17 protein-coding genes are annotated in these 21417 nt (G+C 53.8%); 7 read left to right on the top strand and 10 right to left on the bottom strand.

Annotation, left to right across the window (positions count from 1 at the left end; translation table 11 throughout):
• The 6 genes from glmD to ACZ5TN_RS08945 are packed head-to-tail and all read right to left on the bottom strand — an operon-like array spanning position 1 to position 6790.
• Complete coding sequence (gene glmD, locus ACZ5TN_RS08970) at positions 1-981, bottom strand: glucosamine-6-phosphate deaminase (protein ID WP_464916550.1); 981 nt, start codon at positions 979-981, stop codon at positions 1-3.
• Positions 982-1950, bottom strand: a complete 969-nt coding sequence (locus tag ACZ5TN_RS08965; protein WP_464916549.1) for an ABC transporter ATP-binding protein — start codon at positions 1948-1950, stop codon at positions 982-984.
• On the bottom strand, positions 1943-2920 hold the full coding sequence (locus ACZ5TN_RS08960; RefSeq protein ID WP_464916548.1) for an ABC transporter ATP-binding protein: 978 nt from the start codon (positions 2918-2920) through the stop codon (positions 1943-1945). Before ACZ5TN_RS08960 ends, ACZ5TN_RS08965 begins: the two co-directional genes overlap by 8 nt.
• Entirely contained in the window at positions 2917-3861 is a 945-nt protein-coding gene (locus ACZ5TN_RS08955; RefSeq protein ID WP_464916547.1) for an ABC transporter permease, read from the bottom strand. The genes ACZ5TN_RS08960 and ACZ5TN_RS08955 overlap by 4 nt, the downstream gene beginning before the upstream one ends.
• A gap of 2 nt (positions 3862-3863) precedes the next feature.
• Positions 3864-4862 (bottom strand): ABC transporter permease, encoded by a 999-nt coding sequence (locus tag ACZ5TN_RS08950; RefSeq protein ID WP_464916546.1) that lies wholly within the window; start codon positions 4860-4862, stop codon positions 3864-3866.
• A 47-nt stretch (positions 4863-4909) separates the two neighbouring features.
• Positions 4910-6790, bottom strand: coding sequence for an ABC transporter substrate-binding protein (locus tag ACZ5TN_RS08945; protein ID WP_464917597.1), 1881 nt, complete (start codon positions 6788-6790; stop codon positions 4910-4912).
• Positions 6791-7024: 234 nt separating this feature from the next.
• Between ACZ5TN_RS08945 and bgaS the strand changes: the two genes are divergently transcribed.
• The 3 genes from bgaS to ACZ5TN_RS08930 are packed head-to-tail and all read left to right on the top strand — an operon-like array spanning position 7025 to position 9131.
• Positions 7025-8479, top strand: a complete 1455-nt coding sequence (gene bgaS / locus ACZ5TN_RS08940; protein WP_464916545.1) for a beta-galactosidase BgaS — start codon at positions 7025-7027, stop codon at positions 8477-8479.
• Positions 8476-8685, top strand: coding sequence for a hypothetical protein (locus ACZ5TN_RS08935; RefSeq protein ID WP_011250713.1), 210 nt, complete (start codon positions 8476-8478; stop codon positions 8683-8685). The genes bgaS and ACZ5TN_RS08935 overlap by 4 nt, the downstream gene beginning before the upstream one ends.
• Positions 8682-9131: a type II toxin-antitoxin system VapC family toxin gene (locus tag ACZ5TN_RS08930; protein ID WP_011250714.1), complete on the top strand. Its 450-nt coding sequence runs from the start codon at positions 8682-8684 to the stop codon at positions 9129-9131. Before ACZ5TN_RS08935 ends, ACZ5TN_RS08930 begins: the two co-directional genes overlap by 4 nt.
• A 21-nt stretch (positions 9132-9152) precedes the next feature.
• Here ACZ5TN_RS08930 and ACZ5TN_RS08925 read toward each other — a convergent pair whose 3' ends face one another.
• Positions 9153-9956, bottom strand: a complete 804-nt coding sequence (locus ACZ5TN_RS08925; protein ID WP_464917596.1) for a PIG-L deacetylase family protein — start codon at positions 9954-9956, stop codon at positions 9153-9155.
• A 242-nt stretch (positions 9957-10198) separates the two neighbouring features.
• Here ACZ5TN_RS08925 and ACZ5TN_RS08920 point away from each other — a divergent pair, with 242 nt between their 5' ends.
• Positions 10199-13942 (top strand): glycosyl hydrolase family 18 protein, encoded by a 3744-nt coding sequence (locus ACZ5TN_RS08920; protein ID WP_464916544.1) that lies wholly within the window; start codon positions 10199-10201, stop codon positions 13940-13942.
• A 45-nt stretch (positions 13943-13987) separates the two neighbouring features.
• Here the strand turns inward: ACZ5TN_RS08920 and ACZ5TN_RS08915 are convergent, their stop codons facing one another.
• Complete coding sequence (locus ACZ5TN_RS08915; RefSeq protein ID WP_464917595.1) at positions 13988-15073, bottom strand: radical SAM protein; 1086 nt, start codon at positions 15071-15073, stop codon at positions 13988-13990.
• A gap of 73 nt (positions 15074-15146) precedes the next feature.
• On the opposite strand from ACZ5TN_RS08915, the gene ACZ5TN_RS08910 reads away from it, so the two are divergent.
• The gene (locus ACZ5TN_RS08910) at positions 15147-15509 is read left to right on the top strand and encodes a ribonuclease P protein component 2 (RefSeq protein ID WP_464916543.1); all 363 of its coding nucleotides are present in this window, start codon (positions 15147-15149) and stop codon (positions 15507-15509) included.
• Here ACZ5TN_RS08910 and ACZ5TN_RS08905 read toward each other — a convergent pair.
• Both ACZ5TN_RS08905 and trmBL1 read right to left on the bottom strand, forming a co-directional pair.
• Positions 15506-16852, bottom strand: coding sequence for a glycogen/starch synthase (locus tag ACZ5TN_RS08905; RefSeq protein WP_464916542.1), 1347 nt, complete (start codon positions 16850-16852; stop codon positions 15506-15508). The two genes, ACZ5TN_RS08910 and ACZ5TN_RS08905, sit on opposite strands and share 4 nt — an antisense overlap.
• A 48-nt stretch (positions 16853-16900) precedes the next feature.
• Positions 16901-17926: an HTH-type sugar sensing transcriptional regulator TrmBL1 gene (gene trmBL1, locus ACZ5TN_RS08900; RefSeq protein ID WP_011250720.1), complete on the bottom strand. Its 1026-nt coding sequence runs from the start codon at positions 17924-17926 to the stop codon at positions 16901-16903.
• A 72-nt stretch (positions 17927-17998) separates the two neighbouring features.
• On the opposite strand from trmBL1, the gene ACZ5TN_RS08895 reads away from it, so the two are divergent.
• Together ACZ5TN_RS08895 and ACZ5TN_RS08890 are read left to right on the top strand one after the other, a co-directional pair.
• The gene (locus tag ACZ5TN_RS08895; RefSeq protein WP_464916541.1) at positions 17999-19969 is read left to right on the top strand and encodes an alpha amylase N-terminal ig-like domain-containing protein; all 1971 of its coding nucleotides are present in this window, start codon (positions 17999-18001) and stop codon (positions 19967-19969) included.
• A 72-nt stretch (positions 19970-20041) separates the two neighbouring features.
• Positions 20042-21388 (top strand): extracellular solute-binding protein, encoded by a 1347-nt coding sequence (locus tag ACZ5TN_RS08890; protein ID WP_464916540.1) that lies wholly within the window; start codon positions 20042-20044, stop codon positions 21386-21388.
• The last annotated feature ends 29 nt before the right edge of the window (positions 21389-21417 follow it).

The raw sequence follows: 21417 nt of genomic DNA, 5'->3' as shown, positions 1-21417 counted from the left end.
TCACCACTTTACGACCTTACTGAGAAAGCGGGGCTGATCAGGGTTCAGGCCCCTCTTGATGGCTTTATAGTACGAGAGAAGCTGAATAATCGGAAGATGGAGGATTGGGGTGAGCAGTTCATCGACTTTGGGAAGATCGATGAAGTAGTCCGCTCCAGTATCTCCGTTGCCTATCGTCAGAACCCTAGCTCCCTGCCCCTGGAATTCCTTCGTAAGCTTCTCGTGCCAGTCGAAGGGTTCGTTAACCAGAAGGACAACTAGGGTTCCCTCGTCGGCAACCGACTTGAAGCCGTGCCTGACCTCGAAGGTCTGGTAAGCCTCGCTCCAGAAGAGTGCCATTTCCTTCATCTTAAGCATCGCTTCGAGGGCTATTGGGTAAAGGATACCCGATCCGAGGAATATGACGTTCCTGAAGTCAAACTCCCCAGTTATCTCCCGTATATAGCCCTCGTTCTTCAGGGCTTCCCTCGTCAGTTCTGAAGTCATTTCAGCATCGTAGGTTTCCAGACCGAAGGAGGCGTTGAGAAGCTGGAGGAAGGCAAAGTAGAAGGCCGTAAAAGAGTGGGTCATGACGACGCTCTCCTCGTGGGTGGGGACTATGAGGGCGTAGTCCGCTTTCCTCGACAGCGTGCTCTCGTAGGCTGTCAGGGCAAATTTCGGAACGTCCAAGGATTCAAGGGCCTTTACGGCCTCGGTCGTCTCTCCTGAGCGCGATATTGAAACCAAAAGCTCGGGCTTCCCAACAGGGTAGTACTCCCTCGAATAAAGAAGTTCGGAGCAGGGGAGGGCCACTCCCCTGCCCCCAAGGCGGGTGGTTGCCATGGCCAGCGGCTGCGACAGGAAGTGGGAACTGCCACAACCAGTGTAGACCACTTCTCTCGGTAACAGGAAGCCGCTATTGGTTACGAACTCCTCAAAGGCCCTCTGGGCTGTTTTTATCCCCTCGGGAGTTCTCTTAATTTCTCTAAGCGTTGCGTGCATTCACTCACCCCCGTGAAGGTGGCAGGCAACCCAGTGGTTCTTCTCAACTTCAACGACCTGGGGCCTAACTTTCCAGCACTTCTCGGTTGCAAAAGGGCAGCGGGGAGCGTAGTTACATCCCCCTATCTCGTAGACGCTCCTCTCCTCTTCCTCAGGCCGAATTTCACCCTTGAATTCCCATTTTACGTTGAGGTCGGGAACGCTTTCCAGAAGCATTCTGGTGTACGGGTGAAGCGGATTCTTGAAGACCCTCTCAGTGTCCCCAAACTCCACTAAACGCCCCCTATACATTATCAGGGTCGTATCGCTAATGTAGTAACCGAGGGCTAAATCGTGGGTTACAAAGAGAACTGAAGTGCCAAGTCTGTCCCTGACATCCCCCAGGAGGTTCAGAACGTCTATTCTCGTGCTCGCGTCGAGCATTGAAACGGCTTCATCCGCGACCAGAAGGGAAGGCTCGACTAGAAGGGCGCGGGCTATTAAAATGCGTTGGAGCTGACCGCCGCTGAACTGGTGGGGATACTTGCCAAGAACCTCATCGGGGTTGAGACCAACGTCCTCCAGAGCCTTTGCGATCAGCTCCTCCCTCTCCCCGTGACTTAGGTCCGGAAAGAACGAGTCAAAAATCATGTCAAAGGCTCTGTCAACTGGATAGACCGGGTTGAAACTCGCAAAGGGATCTTGGAATACAGCTTGTACCTGCTTGTAGTAGGACTTAAGCTGTTTCTTGTTAAATTTCATGATGTCCTCTCCTTTGAACAGAATCCTTCCAGATGTCGGGGGAAGGAGGCGAAGTATTATTCTTCCGATCGTGGTTTTTCCGCTGCCGCTTTCCCCCACGAGGGATATTATTTCACCCTCCCGGATGTTGAAGCTAACATCGTCAACGGCCTTGATCTGAAAACCACCGATGAATCCCGATGTAAACACCCGAGTTAAGTGTTCAACCCTGACGAGAGGCTCACTCATTTTTCTCACCTCCATAGAGATGGCAGGCCACTATGTGGTCATCACCAACACTGAATACCCCCGGTTCGACCCTTTGGCAGACCTCCATGGCGTAGGGACACCTCGGATAGAAGCGGCAGCCCTTTGGCGGGTTGAGGAGACTGATTGGCGTGCCCGGAATGCCCTTCAGCTTGGTCTGCTTGTAGTGCACGCCTATCTTTGGAAGGGCTTCAATGAGCATTGAAGTGTACGGGTGCGCTGGGGAATTGATGACTTCCTCCGTTGGACCGATTTCGGCCACCTTACCGGCGTAGAGGATCATGACCCTGTCAGCAATCTTATCCAGCAAAGCCAGGTCGTGGGTGACGAAGATTATGGATTTGACGATGCCCTCTTTCATAAAGTAGTGGAGGAGTTCGAGAACGACCCTCTGAGTTGTAACGTCAAGCGCTGAAGTAATCTCGTCGGCGATGAGCAAGTCGGGATTCATGAGGGTTGAGACTACCATAGTTGCCCTTTGCCTCATTCCACCGGACAGCTCCACTGGGTACATGTCCGCAACCTTATCACTGAGTTTGACCATCCTAAGCCTCTCCCTGAGGAGTTTCTCGACCTCCTCCCTGTCCTCTGCCCCGTGTTCCCTCGCGAGGTCCCAAACGATGTCCTTGATTTTTTTCGTCGGGTTTAGAGCGTTCATAGCATACTGCGGGATTATCGAGAGCTCAGTGTACTTTATTTTCCGTTCTTCTTCCTTGCTCAGCTTCATGAGGTCTCTTCCCTTGAAGATCGCCTCTCCTCCCATATGGATCATGGGGGGTTTTCTGAGGATAAGGGAGTGAACGAGGGTGGATTTGCCACACCCGCTCTCTCCAGCTATTCCAAAAACCTCGCCCTCCCTAACATCAAAGGAAACCCCATCAACGGCCTTGACGAAGCCCATTGGAGTCCTGTAGTAGATTTTAAGGTTCCTAACGTCAAGAATTGCCGTCATTCGCCACCCCTCCTGAGCCTTGGGTTGAACACTTCCTCCATTCCAAGGTTGATGAAGAACAGCGCCGTTATGATCAGGGTTATGATGAGTCCAGGAGGTATGAACCACCACCACTGGCCGAACTGAAGGGCGTTGTAGGCTATCGCCTTCTGGAGTATCGTTCCGAGGGATACCGTTGTCGTCGGTCCGAGGCCGATGAAGTCGAGGGTCGCACTGGCCAGTATGGCACCGCTGAACTGCAGTATCCCGGCCATGAAGACGTAGGATACCATGTTGGGCATTATCTCGCCGAAGATTATCCTGAGATCACCCTGGGCGCTCAGCTTCGCGAGGCTGACGAACTCCCTCTCCTTGAGCGAGAGGGTCTGCGCCCTAACGGCCCTGGCAACCCACGGCCATCCCGTTATTCCTATTATCAAGGCCTGGACCTCTGGACTTCTGGCGGAGAGGTAGGCGGCGATTAGGACGAGCAGGACTATAGAGGGTATAACGAGCATTATGTTGGTGAACATCATGAGCGTCTCATCGACCCAGCCACCCTTGTATCCCGCTATGAACCCGATGGTTATCCCAAGGATCGTTCCTATTATAGCCGCCAGGAAGGCCACCCAGAGGCTCGTTCTAAGGCCCGTGACCAGCTGGGCGTAAACGTCCTTCCCAAGGGCATCCGTACCTAGGAGGTGAGTGACTTCTACCCTGTTGCCGAGGTAAGTGATCAGCGTCTCGTTGCTCATGGGCGGGAGGACCTTGGTGGAGTACGTTGCCACTTTGATGCTCGTGTTCGGTACCCTTTCGTAGTACAGACCGTCGCCGCTGAAGGGCGTGAACAGACCCCCGACCAGCGAGAAAACGATGAAGAACATCAACACGCTGAAGCCGAACACGAACTTCTTGTTCCTGAACGCTATTTTAACCGTGTCAAGCCTGCCCCTTCTCGCCATTTTCAACCCTCCGTGTAGCTGGCCCTGACGCGCGGATCTATGAAGGCGTAGATTATGTCTATCAGAAAGTTAGCCAGGAGAACCGCTATGACCACCATTAGAAACGCCCCTTGGAGGAGGAAGTAGTCCTGGCTCAGGGCCGCGTTCATTATGAGAACGCCTATCCCAGGGTAGTTGAAGACTATCTCTGTCGCTATAGCTCCAGCAACCATGAGGCCCAGCTGGAGGGCCAGTCCGGTCACCTGGGGGAGTATTGCGTTCCTGTATGCGTGCTTAGTTAGGAGCCTCTCACTGCCGCCGAGGGCCTCAAGATAGCGGACGTAGTCGGCCTCAAGCTCGTAGATTATCATGTTCCTCATTCCTATGGCCCAGCTTCCGATCATGACCGTGAAGAGGCTGAGGAACGGCAGTATCCAGTGCTTCAAAAAGTCGCCAACAAAGCTCAGGGAAATCGAGGGTACGAGGCTTGGATCGTAGGCCCCCTGGTAGGGAAGCCATCCGAGCTCAACCCCCACAACGTACACCAGCAGCATGGCAAACCAGAAGTAGGGCATGCTCGCGAGGAAATAGAAAACGGGCATGGCGTACCTGTCATACATCTTATTTTTACCCGCAAGCGCACCAAGCCAGTTTCCGACCAGCCAGCTCAAAACGATCGCTGGCAGGAGGATTACAACATCATAGGGGAGGGCGTGCTTTATTATATCCGCGACTGGGGCACGGTAGAGTATGCTATAGCCCAGATCCCCGTGGAAGAGGCTCGACCAGAAGTTTAGGAACTGCTTCCAGAGAGGCTGATCGAGCCCGTAAAGCCTCTCATAGAACCGCACCAGAGCATCGTTAACACTGCCCCCGGTGCCTGCCTGGGCCATCATGCCCTCTATCGGGTTGCCGGGCATTAACCTGGGGAGCAGCCAGTTAAGCGTAACCGCAAACAGGAAGGTTATCAGGTACACGAAGGTTTTGCGCATGAGGTACTTCCTGAATCCACCAGAGGCCATGCAACTTCCCTCCATCGGTCGAGAGACAATAAAAAATGAGGAAAGACTCAGCGGCGTCTCCTCAGCAGCAACGGAATCACGGCCAGTCCCACCACGACCGCTGGGCCGCAGATTCCGCCGCCGTTGCTTGAGGATGTGGTGGAGCCCGAACCGGTGTTGGTCTTTTCGGATGTTGGGGTTTTGCTGGTGGTTGTCTCACTGGTCGTGGTTGTAGTTGTCGAAACCTCCTGAGCATTGGCGGGCTTGACGCCGAGGAGCGCAAGGGCGGTACCCCATGTGCCGTAGTTAGTCCAGAAGATCGGAACGCCATAGGGGTTCTTCTCGTTCGGCCAGTTGGTCCAGTACTCGGTGTTGGCCTCGTAGAAGAGCGTTGCCATGTAAACGGGAACCGCAGGAACGTCCTGGAGCCATATCTGGCAGAGCTGCTTTATGTACTGGGCCTCCTTGTTCTCATCCACGGTCTTTCCGAACTCCGCTAGAATCTGATCGACCTGTGGGTTCTCGTACTTTCCGTAGTTTGCACCGCCGTCCTTTGAGAGGAGCATGTTGAACACGGCGTAGGCGCTCGGCTGGAAGGTGCCTGACCAGTGGAGCGCAAGGTCGAAGTCACCGTTCTGGAGGCTCTTAACGAAGAAGTTAGTCCAGTCTCCCTTCTCTATCTCGACTTCAATTCCCACGGCCTTGAGCTGGTTGGCTATTATCTCACCCGCCTGGAGCCAGTCGTTACAACCTGCACAGGTGACAAATTTGAGCTTGAGCGGCTTGCCGTTGTACTCCCTTATTCCATCGCCGTCGGTGTCCTTGACACCAGCCTCATCGAGGAGCTTTATCGCCCCGGCAACATCACCGTACTTCCATCCGTACTGGCTGATGAGACCGTCGATACCAACCTTATCGCCCCATTTCTTGAGGAGACCTGGGCCGAAGGGAACCTCCTTCGGAAGGTCGCTTATCGGACCCTGGTTGACGATCTGATATGGGTTGATGGCCATCGCTATTGCCCTTCTAACCTTCGGGTTGTCGAGCGGAGCGTGCTTGGTGTTGAAGTACAGGAGAACGGGGGCAACGGGCGGGAAGTAGGGGTACTTGTCGAGCCAGCTCACGAGCTTGGGGTTCTTCTGCTTGGCCGAGACTATGTCGATGTAGTATGTACCGACGTCGAGGTCGCCCTTGATGAACATGTTCGCTGCCTGGTTGTTGTCGGTGACGTAGAGCTGGACGATGTACTTAGGTCCAGGCTTTCCAAATACCTTAACACCCCACCAGTCGTCGTTCCTCTCGAGGATGGCCTTCTCCTGGCCGACTACCTCCTTGAGCTTGTAGGCACCAGAACCGACGAGGTACTTCATCTCATCGCCGGTGAAGGTCATCTTGGGTATGTCCTCGGGGTTAATGTTCTCGAAAACGTGCTTCGGGACTATGAGCGCACCCTGTCCCCAGCCGAAGAACATCTGAAGCTGCCAGAGCTGGTAGTTGGGAGTTCCGTCGAAGATGAACTGAACCGTCCTGTCATCAACGACCTTTATCTCCTTGAGGCCAAGGTCGCCCCAGTTCCTAAGGCCGATCTTCTCATAGTATTCATAGGAGAACTTGACGTCTTCAGCAGTTAGGGGTTCGCCGTCCTGCCACTTCAGACCCGACCTAAGTTTAACCTCAAAGACGTTGTCGCCAACCCACTTGCCGCTTTCGGCAAGCCACGGCTTGAGCTCGCCGGTCATGAAGTTGAACATGAAAAGTGGCTCAAAGACGAGGCCGTCTATTCCAAGAACCGAACCTCCAGTGAAGGGGTTGGCGTTCGTTGGGGGTGCACTGTTGGCAGTGTAGAGGGTCTCGTTCCTCGGCAGGCTCTCTGCGGCCAGACCGTACCCAGCCTCGAAGAGGCCGAGAATGAAAATCGCCACGAGGGCAACCGCGGTAGCTTTCTTCATGGACACCACCACTTATAAGGTTGGTCAATTTTATATTTTTGGACATCTATATAAACTTATCTATTTTTGGGCATCTTAGCAATTATGTGGACAAAGCGCCAAGAAGTGGAGGGACGCCCACTATGAGCATTGCAATACTGATCCGTCCAGAAATACCAAGAGCTGTCAGATCCTACATATTGCGGTTACGAAAATTATAAAAGATGCCATGATTATAACCATCCAGGTGGAAGTATGAGGGAGTTTGCATGGGGCGTTGTCCAGTCGGCGTTTCAGTTTGAGATGGGAGATCCATTGAGGAGGTTTATAGACACTCGGACGGACTGGTGGCACTGGGTCCGCGATCCGCTCAACATAAAGAACGACCTCGTGAGCGGGCACCTGCCCGAGGACGGCATAAACAACTACGGCCTCTATGAGATAGACCATCAGCTTGCAAAGGATATGGGACTGAACGCCTATCAGATAACGGTTGAGTGGAGCAGAATCTTTCCGTGTCCGACTTATGGAGTTGAAGTGGACTTCGAGAGGGACTCGTACGGACTCATAAAAAGAGTGAAGATCACAAAGGAAACCCTCCACGAGCTTGAGGAAATCGCGAACGCAAAGGAAGTCGAGCACTACAGAGAGGTTCTCAAAAACCTAAAGGAACTCGGCTTTTCAACTTTCGTAACCCTAAACCACCAGACGCAGCCGATATGGCTCCACGATCCAATCCATGTGAGGGAAAACTTTGAAAAAGCAAGGGCTAAGGGATGGGTCGACGAGAGGGCCATCCTTGAGTTCGCCAAGTTCGCCGCTTTTGTTGCCTGGAAGCTTGGGGATCTAGTCGACTTCTGGGCAACCTTCGACGAGCCAATGGTTACGGTTGAGCTTGGCTACCTCGCTCCCTACGTCGGATGGCCGCCGGGGATACTTAACCCGAAGGCAGCTAAAGCAGTTATCATCAACCAGCTCGTTGGACACGCAAGGGCCTACGAGGCAGTTAAAACATTCTCAGACAAGCCCGTCGGAATAATACTCAACATAATCCCCGCTTACCCCCGCGACCCCAACGACCCCAAGGACGTGAAGGCCACAGAGAACTACGATCTCTTCCACAACAGGATATTCCTCGATGGAGTCAACGAAGGGAAGGTTGATCTTGATTTCGATGGGAACTATGTCAAAATCGATCACTTGAAGAGAAACGACTGGATCGGCAACAACTACTACACCAGGGAGGTCATTAGGTACACGGAACCCAAATACGAGGAGCTCCCGATAATAAACTTCGTGGGGACCGAAGGGTACGGTTACTCCTCGGAGCCTAACAGCGTCTCGAAGGACAACAACCCCACGAGCGACTTTGGCTGGGAGTGCTTCCCGCAAGGAATGTACGATTCGATAATGATAGGAAACGAATACGGGAAGCCGATATACATAACGGAGAACGGCATAGCCGATTCGAGAGATCTCCTAAGGCCGAGATATATAAAGGAGCATGTGGAGAAGATGTTCGAAGCAATTCAGGCTGGGGCCGATGTGAGGGGATACTTCCACTGGGCCCTGACCGACAACTACGAGTGGGCAATGGGTTTTAAAATCAAGTTCGGCCTCTATGAGGTTGATCCAATAAGCAAGCAGAGAATACCCCGCCCCAGAAGCGTGGAAACATACAAAAAGATAGTGCGGGAGGGATTACCTTGAAGACCATCGCCGTTGACGAGAACACCTGGAAGAAGATAAAGCTCCTGAAGGACAAGCTCGACGCCAAGTCCTACGACGAGGTTCTCCAAAGGCTCATAGAGACCTGGCATCTAGTTGAGCTCGACAAAAAGGTCGAGAAGATCATAGTTGAAGACGACGAGGCAGATGTACTCTTGAGGGTCATCAAGGAGAGGGATAAGAAATGACCCTGCCCGACAGCATACTCTTCGATGCGACGGCACTGATAAAAATGCATACAGCTAGCAGGAGGCGGCTTTTGGAGGTCACGCTGGCAAAGTTCAACGTCTTCGTTCCGATAATCTCAGTTTACAAGTACTTAGTCTCCAAAGCCTACATAAACCGCAACGTTGAGGACGAGTTCAGAATCCTCAACGAAATATACACAATCCTCCCCCTCACGGAGGAGATAGTACTCCACGGGGCAAAGATCGAGGCAAAGCTCCTCAAAAAGGGTCTAAGGCTGGACGTTGACGACATCCTCACAGGGACGTTTGCCATAAAGCACAGGATGCTGTTAGTGACGGCGGATCCAGAGAGGTACAGGGCGTTGACCGAGTTTGGACTGGACGTTATGGAGCTCGACCACTTCCTAAGAGAGGTGGAGAGGATAGTGGCCTCCAGCCTGTCTTAGGACCGAAGGCCGCCAGAAACATCAGATAACGTGCGCAAACGGACATATGTGCAGGAAGATGCCAGGAACGAACCTTATTCCTTCTGCATACCTGTGTCCACTCATTTTTCCATAGTACAAAGCTATCGTTCTCAAGTAGGGCTCCCAAAGCTCCCACACATCCTCCGGGAACTGGCTCTCGTGTGTCCTAACGGCCCTGAGCTTAACCTCCATGACATCACTTATATCAACGAAGTAGTTGGGTTTGTGGGTGTAGTAGAAGCCAACGGCCTGTATGCTGTGGGGGTCAAGACCCGCGATTAAGTCGGAGCGGTTGAAGTTCGGAAGGCCCGCGAAGCTGACAGCTTCAATTCCGAGAAAACCTGCATGCCTGTGATCAGGGTGGCCCTCGTAGGGAAGCCACGGGTCTGGCATCAAAACGATCCCGGGCCTTTCCTTTCTTATCACGGTAACTATCTCCTTTCTGACCTCCCGCGTGTAGGGAAGCTCCGTGTCGCCAAAGTCAAGGGCATGTATCTTCTTAACTCCAAGGATCTCGGCGCTCTTCTTCTCTTCCTCAAGTCTCCTAAGGGCCAGCTCGTGCCCGGAGACTTCTCCATCGGTTGTTCCCATTGAGCCGTCTGTGAGGAGGAGATAGACGACATCTATTCCCGAATCGGTGAGCTTCTTTATCGTGCCTCCGAGCCCGATGGCACAGTCGTCCGGATGCGGCTCTATGCAGAGGACTTTTTTCACGTCATTAAAGGGCTCGTTGATCTTGAAGTCGAGTTTGCTCAGCAGAGCAGAGAAAGCTTCGTCAAAATTGTTGAACTCCTCAAACACCATAACCGACACCCCACACTCCAGAGCCTCGGGTTTTATATAATTTCATGATTTTATAACCTTTTTGGAGTGTTAAATATGCCGCTGTTTGGCCCCAATTCTGACGCCATAAAGGCTATCTAAGCCGGGATATCGATAATATATAAAACGCCATAAATGTAATTTTGAAAACATTTATAAGCATGGAAGTTCATGTAAAATATGCAACATCTCCCAAAACATTCAAAGCTCAAGGGGTGTTGTGTGTGAAGAAGATTTGGACTTCAATAGTTTTGACCGCAGTGCTCCTGCTGTCCCTGGTCCAGGTGGGCACTTTCCCCTGGGCTTCAGCGGCGGAGAGCGTAAGCCTGAGCGGGAGCGCTATAGCATGGGACGTTGTGAACCTGACTTGGAGCCCGTACAGCAGCGCCAAGGCGTACGAGGTGTACAGGAGCACGGATCCCTCCAACCTGTTCTCACCGAACAACCTGCTGGTGGTCGTTAACTGGAGCAGCTATCCGAAATATGAGCCAGGGAAGACATACAACCAGGGCGATGTCGTTGAGTACAACGGGAAGATATGGCGCGTTAAGTACTGGACCCAGAGCGTTCCAGGAAGCGACGACTCCTGGGAGCTCGTAGGGGATGTTGTCCCAACCACAAGCTACCTCGACCAGTATCACCTGAAGGCAAACACAACCTACTACTACGGGGTCGTCCCGGTTCTCGCCGATGGAAGCAGGGGAAGTCCCTCGAACGTTCTAGCTGTAACGACTCCCCTCGAACCTTACAGGGTCATAGTCTACTACATCTCCTGGGGAAGGTACGCGAGGAAGTTCTACGTGAGCGACATCCCCTGGGAGAAGGTTACCCACGTCAACTACGCCTTCCTCGACCTCAAGGAGGATGGAACCGTTGCCTTCTACGATACCTACGCTGATCCTCTCAACCTCGAGGCCATGAAGGAGTACAAGAGGAAGTATCCAGCCATCAAGGTTCTCATCTCAGTCGGCGGATGGACTCTCAGCAAGTACTTCTCGGTGGTCGCCGCAGACCCGGCCAAGAGACAGCGCTTCGCCGAGACTGCCATAGAGATCCTCAGAAAGTACAACCTCGACGGAATTGATATCGACTGGGAGTACCCGGGCGGCGGAGGTATGGAGGGCAACTACGAGAGTCCCGACGACGGTAAGAACTTCGTTCTTCTCCTCAAGGATTTGAGGGAGGCCCTCGACAAGGCCGCAAAAGAGGACCACAAGGACTACCTCCTAACGGCCGCAACGCCGGCCGACCCGGTTAAGGCTGGCAGGATAGATTGGGTGGAGGCGAGCAAGTACCTCGATTCAATCAACATCATGACCTACGACTACCACGGCGCCTGGGAGAGCATAACCGGCCACCTTGCCCCACTCTACTGCGATCCAAACGCGCCATACACCGATGAGAACGTCAAGTACCACTTCTGCGTCAACTACACCGTCCAGTGGTACATCCAGCACGTTCCCGATAAGACCAAGATAACCGTCGGCCTGCCCTTCTACAGCAGGAGCTTTGCCAACGTCCCGCCCGAGAACAACGGCCTCTACCAGCCCTTCAGCGGCACTCCAGCTGGAACTTGGGGGCCGGCCTACGAGACCTACGGAGTTATGGACTACTGGGACGTTGCCGAGAAGAACCAGAGCAGCGAGTACGAGTACCACTGGGATCCGATAGCCCAGGTGGCCTGGCTCTACTCCCCGAGCAAGAGGATATTCATAACCTTCGACGATCCCAAGGCGATAGGAATAAAGGTCGACTACATGCTGAAGAACGGCCTCGGCGGAGTGATGATATGGGAGATTACAGCCGACAGGAAGCCCGGAACCAACGACCACCCGCTTCTCGATACTGTTCTCCAGCACCTCGGCGAGAAGCCGCCGGCGTGGATTCCAGACACCTACTACATCGGCTCGAACATCCCGAGCAACCTAACCGTTCCAGAGCCGACGCCACTGCCGCCGAGCAACGAGACAACCCCTGGGGACAATCAGACCAATCCAAACCCATCCCCTGGTAACGAAACCTCTCCGGGCAATGAAACCACCCCATCCGACAACCAGACCACGCCAAATCCAAGCCCCGGAAACGAAACCACGCCCTCGGACAACCAGACGACCCCATCCACCGGAGATCTGGTCAACCCAGGTTCGTTGAGCGTCAAAGTGACCGACTGGGGCAACACTGAATACGATGTCACCCTCAACCTCGGTGGAACCTACGACTGGGTGGTCACGGTCAAACTCAAGGAGGGTTCAACGGTTTCAAGCGTCTGGAGTGCAAACAAGGCCGAGGAAGGTGGTTACGTTGTCTTCACGCCCTCAGCGGACTGGAACAAGGGGCCAACCGCAACCTTTGGCTTTATCGCTACTGGCAGTGAACCCGCTGAAGTGATCTACCTCTATGTCAACGGCCAGCTCTGGGATGCCTGGCCCTCAAACGCCCACCAACCAGAGGAAAACCAAACGGCTCCGAGCCCATCAACGGGTAACGAAACCACGCCATCAGAGAACCAGACCACACCAAATCCAAGCCCCAGCAACGAGACGACTCCCACACCCTCCCCCGGAAACGAGACCGCACCCTCAGAGAACCAGACAACTCCGTCCACGGGAGATCTAGTCAAGCCGGATGCATTCAGCGTTAAAATCCAGGACTGGGGAAGCACGGAGTACGATGTGACTTTAAACCTCGGTGGAACTTACGACTGGGTCGTTAAAGTCAAGCTCAAGGACGGATCAGCCGTCTCAAGCGTCTGGAGCGCTAACAAGGCCGAGGAAGGTGGTTACGTCGTATTCACACCGGCAAGCTGGAACAAGGGGCCGACGGCAACCTTCGGCTTCATCGCCACTGGCAGCGAGCCCGTTGAGGCCATGTACCTCTACGTAAACGATCAGCTCTGGGACGTCTGGCCAGAAACCGCATCAGCCCCGGGCAACGAGAGTACTCCATCCGACAACCAGACCAACCCGAATCCATCACCGGGCAACGAAACCAATCCAAATCCCAGCCCAGGAAACGAGACGGGCCCGTACGTTCCAGCAGGCCCAGGTCTTCCCGAGCACTTCTTCGCCCCATACATCGACATGAGCCTCGGCATACACAAGCCGCTCGTTGAGTACTACAACCTCACGGGAACACCGTACTTCACACTCGCCTTCGTCCTCTACAGTTCAGTCTACAACGGGCCGGCCTGGGCTGGAAGCATTCCCCTGGATGCCTTCGTTGATGAGGTAAAAGAGCTCAGGGAAGCCGGGGGAGACGTTATTATAGCCTTCGGAGGCGCAGTTGGTCCCTACCTCTGCCAGCAGGCAAAAACTCCAGAGCAGCTCGCTCAGTGGTACATTCAGGTCATAGATACCTACAACGCCACATACCTCGATTTTGACATCGAGGCAGGTGTAGACGCCGACAAACTGGCGGATGCTCTCCTGATTCTCCAGAAGGAGAGACCCAGCGTTAGGATAAGCTTTACCCTCCCAAGCGACCCTGGTGCAGGCTTAGTCGGATCAGGATACTCCATAATTCAGACGATGGTGCAGAAGGGAGTTGTAATAGACCGGGTCAACCCGATGACGATGGACTACTACTGGACGCCAGCGAACGCTGACAACGCCATAAGCGTGGCCGAGCACGTTTTTAAACAGCTCAAGCAGATCTATCCTGACAAGAGCGACGACGAGATATGGGGCATGATCGGCCTGACCCCAATGATAGGAACCAACGATGACAAGAGCGTCTTCTCGCTCCAGGATGCAGAAAAGCTCGTCGACTGGGCTATACAGTACAGAATACGCTCACTTGCCTTCTGGAGCGTTGACAGAGATCACCCAGGGCCGACAGGAGAGGTCTCACCAATCCACAGGGGAACCAGCGACCCCGATTGGGCCTTCAGCCACGCCTTCCTGAGGTTCATGAAGGCATTCCAGCCGGTTGCCAGCACGGCTCAGGTGGCAGTTGCAGTTCCAGTTTGACCCCTCTCTTCTCCTCTTTTGTCCATAATGAAATTGGAGAAACAGCTAAGGAAGCGGAATCCTTTCCACCTCAAGTCTGTCCCACGTCGGGTATTCTTCCACGATGAAGAACTTCACATCGCCTTCTACCGCATCGGCAAGCTCAACGGCGACCTCTTCAGGCATCTCTATCCTGCCCTTCTCGCGGTTGATGTGGAGCCACTCACTTGGAACCTCCGCTTCCTCAACGAGGAACTCGTAGAGCTCGTCAAGGTCGTCGTATTCCGCTATGCCGAAGCGGAGCGTTCCCTCTTCCGTTACCTCCATGTAGGGCCTTGCCACGTTCCTCGCCATCCTCCTCAGCCTGTTCTTCAGCTGGACTGCATCCTTCAGCTTCGCCGTGCAGAGGTGGTAGCTCAGGGAGGTGTTCTCCTCACCCCACTCCAGGAATTCAAGGCCAAGCTCGAGCGAGCCCTTTATGGCGGAGCTCTCGTCGCTGACTGGCTGGAAGCCCATGTCAAGGAGCGTTTTAAGCGTCATCTCGCTGAACTCGAGCTCGTTCACGTTCAGGAACTTAGCGCCGTGCTTGTCTAAAAACTTCGCGTACCACTTCATTCTGTCAAGCTGTCCTGGAATCGAGGGAATCTCCCCTCCAACGTCCCAGTCGAAGTCGAAGGCCTTCCGTATGTTCTCTATCTCGATTTTGAAGAGCTTTGAGTTTGGGTTGAATAAATCTGGGTGGAACCTTATTTCGTCCAGTCCGGCATCGTAGAGCTTCGAGAGGGCCTTTTCGGTTGCGAGCGCTCCAGTGGTGTAGAGGTGGATGTGGAAGTCCTTCCCAAAGTTCTCCTTCAGCGTTCTTATGTACTCGACCGCCCTCTCAAGCCTCGCCAGAGGGTCTCCTCCCGTAATTCCAGCACCTTTGGCTTCCTGAATTCTCGCTTCCTCAATGACGTCATCAACATTCTTAACAGGTCTCTCGTTGGCGTAGACAACGTCCCCCCTTCTCCAGGGGCTCAGAGGGCAGTAGAAGCAGTCCCTCGGACAGGCACCTGTGGTGAAGAGGACTAACTTTTCACCCCTAACGCAGAGCTGACAGCCCTTGGGGAGCTCTCTCACAGCGTATGAAAAGTAAGGCGTCTCCCTGACCAACCATCTCACCTCGCAAGCCCAGGTAGGAGGAGGGCTTAAAAAGGTTGGTGAACAAATCCGTGAAGGTGTTGGGATGAGGGAGAAGCCGAAGTACCTGCCGCCGACGCTCAGGGACAAGAACAGATACATAGCGTTCCAGGTTATTGGGGAGAGGCCCTTCAAGAAGGACGAAATAAAGAAAGCGGTCTGGGAGGCCAGCCTCTCCGCCCTGGGGTACCTCGGCTCGGCGAGGGCAAAGCCATGGTTCATCAAGTTCGACGAGAAAAGCCAGACTGGAATAGTTAGGGTTGACAGGAAGCACGTTGAAGAGCTCCACTTTGCACTGACCATGCTCACAGAGATAAACGGCTCAAAGGTCATCTTCAGAACTTTAGGCGTTTCGGGGACGATAAAAAGATTAAAGAGGAAGTTCTTAGCCGAGTACGGGTGGCGCTAGCGGAGGAAGGGAATAGCCTTGTCCACAGCGTTCTGATATACCCTCAAGTACCTCCTGCAGGCCTTCTCCCACGTGAAGTCCTCTCTTGCCCTCCTCTTCCCGTTCTCCCTGAGCCTCTTCAGGGTTTCCTCATCGAGTTCAGATGCACGGATTATCGTTCTCGCGAGGGCAAATGCATCCCTCGGCGGAACGAGAAGCCCCGTCGCCCTCTCTGGGTCGGCGTCGAGGTCAATGACTGTGTCTTTGATGCCCCCCACTGCACTGCCTATCGGAATTGCACCCAGACACATTGCCTCGAGCTGGACGAGACCAAAGGGCTCAAAGTAGGACGGGATTACCACGAAGTCAACCGAACCGTAGAGCTCCCTAACAGTCTCCCTCGACAGGAGCTCGGTTATCACTTTCACGTTCTCCGGGAAGCGCCGCTCGGTTTCTCTGGCCCAGCTTTCAAGCCCTGGATCGCCTTTGCCCACTATCAAGAAGCGAAGGCTTTTAAATGCTGGGTCGGTTGATAGAAGCTCGATTGTCCGAAGGAGAGTGTCAACTCCCTTCTGGGCCCTGTCGAAGCGCCCTATGAACATGAACGCCTTTCCATCAGAGAGTCCGAAGCGCTGGAGGATTCTCTTCCTTCTCTCCTCCCTCGGCAAATCCTTGCCCTCAAGGAACTCCTCGTCCCAGTAGGAGCAGTCAATACCGTTGAAGACGTGGGTTACCTTGCCGTCGAAGTTCCTGAAAAAGCCCCACTCCTCCCACAGGTAGCTCCTGCTGACGGTAGTTACCGCATCCGCTATGTAGCCAGCTGTGTGTTCGGGGTCGAGGTCGGGGAACGGCGCCAGCTCGCCGAGGTTGGCCTCGTGGAAGTAGCTTGCGGGGACTTTTGCCCTGTTGAGCCTGTGGACTGTGAAAACCGCCCTAACCCCGAAGTACTTCTTCAGAAGGCCCAGGGCAAAGACGGTGTGCCAGTCGTGGGCATGGACTACATCGGGCTTGAACTCGCCGATGAGGATGTTCATGAGCCCTGCGCTGGCCTTCCCGAAGAGGACGGCCTTCTTGAGCAGATCTTCCCAGCCCGGATAAACATCCAAATCCAGGTAACTCCCACCGAGGGAATAAACGATTACGCCGTTCTGTTCCCGCTTTCTGACTTTCACTTCAACTTCCCTACCCTCAAGGAGAACCCTGAAAGAAGCAAGCTCTTCGCCGAGCTTCCTTCCGTGGTCTGGCGTGAATACCACGACCTCGTTTCCAAGCCCAGCGAGGCCCTCCCCAATGCTCGTTAGGGCCTCAGCGAGACCACCGACCTTTACGGGGAGGTATTCAAAGCCGAGCATTAGAATTCTCATTTTTCTTCACCAGCCATAGGTTGAAGTTTAGAAATTAAAAATGATGGGTCACTCAAGGAGGATGAACTTCTCCCCCTCGACGTCCTCAAAGTAGCTGCCGATGCCGCCGACCTTCAGCTGCTTGCCGTTGTACTTGAAGGTAACGTTTGCCGTAAGGGGCGTGTACTCGTAGTCAACGATTTCTCCATCCAGGGTCACGGGCTCCTTGGTGTCTATGAGCTTTCCGACTATCTCGGCTTTTCTCGGGAGGCCTGCAAACTTGAGAACGGTTATCAGGGTTCTGATGTTTACCAGCGAGACCGGCTTCTGGAGCCTCTCGTAGGCGAGTGGTTTTATGACCTCGCTGTTGTCGAAGTATATCGTGTAGAACCAGTGCATATAGTTCTGGATTATCCTCGGGCTTTTTGCCCAGAAGGAGTAGAACTTCTCCCTCCTCCTGTCCTTGGGCAGGGCACCGAAGAAGAGGGCGTAGTCGATGTCGCCGATTATCCAGCTCGCCATGAGCCAGGGTGCTCCGCCGCTTCTGGCGAGGATTATGTTGTCGCCCTTGAGCCAGTTCGGTATCTCGTCTCCGAAGTTGCTTATGATTACGAAGATTACGTCCTTGCGGTTCTTTATCTCGCCCTGGAGGAGCTTCAGAAACTCGAAGGGCGTGTTTATCAGAACCTCGTGCTTTGCAGTCCTTATGACGTGCTCGGCCCTCTCAAGCGTGTTGTCAAAGCCCTGTATCGTCCAAATCTCCGGGAGTTCCTCACCGTGAGCCTCACGGTAGAGGTCGAGGAAAGCCTTTTTGAGAGCCTCAATGTCCTCGATGAGTTCCTCCTTAATCCTTTCAAGCACGACTTCGGGGTTCACTGGCTTATAGAGCCTCGGAGTGCCCTGCATGACATCAACGAAGCCCTTCCTGTGGAGGGAGCTTAGAACGTCATAAACTCTCGTGTGCGGAATCCCGCTCTCCTTCGTTATGTCAGTTGCCTTGCTTGGCCCGAGCTTGAGGAGAGTTATGTAGGCAAGGCTCTCGTACTTGGTGAGGCCGAGCCTCTGGAGCTTTTCAATTATCTCGTCTTCCCTCATGGCTTAACCCCCAAAGACATTTAAGTTCACTGGCATCAGTTTAATCATCACCAGTGATACAAGGTGGTATGAGTGTATAAGGTTTTCGGGTTTGAAGAAAACTTCATCCACGGCAGAGTGGCGAGGGTCGAGTTCTCCCTTCCAGACGCCGGAAGGTGGGACTACGCATACCTTCTGGGTAACTTTAACGCCTTCAACGAGGGCTCCTTCAGGATGAAGCACGAGGATAAGAGGTGGAGAATCGAAATCAAGCTCCCGGAGGGCCTCTGGAGGTACGCCTTCTCCGCTGGCGGGGAGTTCCTTCTTGACCCCGAGAATCCAGAGAAGGAGCTCTATCGGAGGCCTTCATACAAGTTCGAGAGGGAAGTGAGCTTGGCTAAAATAGCGGGCAATGATATGGTTTTTCACAGGCCCGCCCTTCTCTATCTCTATTCCTTTGGGGACAGGACTCACGTCCTCTTGAGGAGTAAAAAGGGCAAAGTGGATGCAGCTTATTTGGTGACAGACGATACGCACGTTAAAATGCGGAAGAAGGCAGATGGGGAAGTTTTTGAGTACTACGAGGCGGTTTTACAGAAAACCGAAAAACTGAGATACTCCTTCGAGGTCTTCCTCAAAGAGGGAAAAAGCCTAACCCTCGGCCCATTTGAGGCGGCACCATTCAGGCTTGACGCTCCCTCGTGGGTTCTCGATAGAGTCTTTTACCAGATAATGCCCGACAGGTTTGCCAAAGGCAGGGATCATGAACCCCCTTTTCTCAGCTGGGAATACTACGGTGGCGATCTCTGGGGCATCGTTGAAAAGATCGACCACCTTGAGGAACTCGGCGTCAACGCCCTCTATTTAACGCCAATCTTCGAATCCATGACGTACCACGGCTATGACATAACCGACTACCTCAGAGTCGCGGAGAGGCTTGGTGGGGAAGAAGCGTTTCGGGAGCTCGTGAAGGCCCTCAAAAGCAGGGACATCAAGCTTGTACTCGACGGCGTTTTCCACCACACCAGCTTTTTCCACCCCTTCTTCAGGGACGTTGTGGAGAGAGGAGAAGAAAGCGAATACGCCGACTTCTACCGCGTTAAGGGGTTCCCTGTCGTTTCAGAGGAGTTCATAAGAGTTCTCAAATCGGACCTTCCGCCGATGGAAAAGTATCAGACGCTCAAGAAGATGGGCTGGAACTACGAGTCCTTCTTTTCCGTCTGGGTAATGCCGAGGCTCAACCACGACAGCCCGAAAGTCAGGGAGTTCGTTGCAAGGGTTATGAACTACTGGCTTGAGAAGGGGGCGGACGGCTGGAGGCTCGACGTTGCCCACGGCGTTCCACCAGGGTTCTGGAGGGAAGTTCGAGAAGGGCTTCCGGACGATGCATACCTGTTCGGTGAAGTTATGGACGACCCGAGGCTCTACCTCTTCGACGTCTTCCACGGCGTTATGAACTATCCCCTATACGACCTCCTTCTAAGGTTCTTTGCCTTTGGAGAAATCGGCGCTACCGAGTTCATCAACGGGCTTGAGCTACTAAGTGCGCACCTCGGCCCGGCGGAGTACTTCACCTACAACTTCCTCGACAACCACGACACGGAGAGGTTCATAGACCTGGCCGGCAAGGAGAGGTATCTCTGTGCCCTCACGTTTTTGATGACGTACAAGGGCATTCCGGCTATCTTTTACGGCGACGAAATCGGCCTGAGGGGTTCAGGCGAAGGTATGTCGGCAGGGAGGACACCGATGTCCTGGGATGAGGAAAAGTGGGATTTCCAGATACTCCGGCAGACCATGAAGCTGATAGAACTGAGGCGCTCTCTGAAGTCGCTTCAGGTGGGGAGCTTCAGGGTCATCGGGGCTGGAGAGAAATGGTTCGTGTATGAAAGAAAAGCTGGATCTGAGCGGGTTTTGGTCGGAATAAACTGTTCCTGGAACGATGTAGAGACCCCAGTGCCTTCTAACGGGAGCAACGAACAGATAAAAATCCCCGCTTTCTCTTCAATCATCAGAGTGAAAGACAGCATGAATGTACACATCGGTTCAGACCTGCAGGAATGAGCCAGGAAGCGCAAGGTATATATATCACCCACGATGATACTCAAATGCAACGAGATAACTAGGTGATAAACAATGAGAAAAGGCATCTTTGCCCTCCTCCTTGTGGGGGTTCTGTTCCTGGGTGTCGTGGCCAGCGGCTGCATAGGCGGTGGGGAAACGACGACTACCCCAAGCACCAGCCAGAGTCAGACGACCTCGTCTCCAACAGAGACCACTTCCCCGACCGAGACCACTACTACCTCACCCACCGAGACCACCACCGCTCCTACTGTTGAGTGCGGAAGCGGCAAGGTTGTTATCTGGCACAATATGCAGCCGAACGAGCTTGAGGTCTTCCAGAGCATAGCAGAAGAGTACATGGCCGAATGCCCGAACGTTGAAATAACCTTCGAGCAGAAGCCTAACCTCGAAGACGCCCTCAAGGCAGCCATCCCAAGCGGACAAGGCCCAGACCTCTTCATCTGGGCCCATGACTGGATTGGAAAGTTCGCCGACGCAGGCCTTCTCGAGCCGATTGATGATTACGTAACCGATGACATCCTGAAGGACTTCGCCCCGATGGCGGTCGATGCCATGCAGTACAAGGGGCACTACTACGCAATGCCCTTCGCGGCTGAGACCGTGGCAATAATCTACAACAAGAAGATGGCCCAGGACCCACCAAAGACCTTCGACGAAATGAAAGCCATAATGGAGAAGTACTACGACCCAGACAACGAAAAGTACGGAATCGCCTGGCCAATCAACGCCTACTTCATCTCAGGTATCGCCCAAGCCTTCGGAGGATACTACTTCGACGATGCCACAGAACAGCCCGGCCTTGACAAGCCCGAGACCATAGAGGGTTTCAAGTTCTTCTTCACCCAGATATGGCCGTACATGGCCCCGACTGCCGACTACAACACCCAGCAGAGCATCTTCCTTGAGGGCAGGGCGCCGATGATGGTTAACGGCCCATGGAGCATTAACGACGTTAAAAAGGCTGGAATCGACTTCGGTGTTGTTCCACTCCCGCCGATCACCAAGGACGGCAAGGAGTACTGGCCGAGGCCCTACGGTGGTGTAAAGGACATCTACTTTGCGGCAGGCCTGAAGAACAAGGACGCCGCCTGGAAGTTCGTCAAGTGGTTCACCACCAGCCCAGAAGTCATCAAGGAGCTCTCACTCCAGCTCGGTTACATTCCAGTCCTCAAGCCAGTCCTTGAAGACCCGGACATCAAGGCTGATCCGGTCATCTACGGCTTCGGTCAGGCGGTTCAGCACGCTTACCTGATGCCCAAGAGCCCGAAGATGGGCGCAGTCTGGGGCGGCGTTGACGGTGCAATAACCGAGATACTCCAGGACCCGGCCAACGCCGACTTCGAGGCCATCCTCAAGAAGTACCAGGAGAAAATACTCCAGGACATGGGCTCAAGCTGAGCCGCTTTCTCTTTTTATTACCTTATGGA

Source organism: Thermococcus sp. JCM 11816 (genome assembly GCF_055396515.1).
Note: the sequence above shows the minus strand (reverse complement) of the source record. Positions and strands in the feature narration are given on the sequence as shown.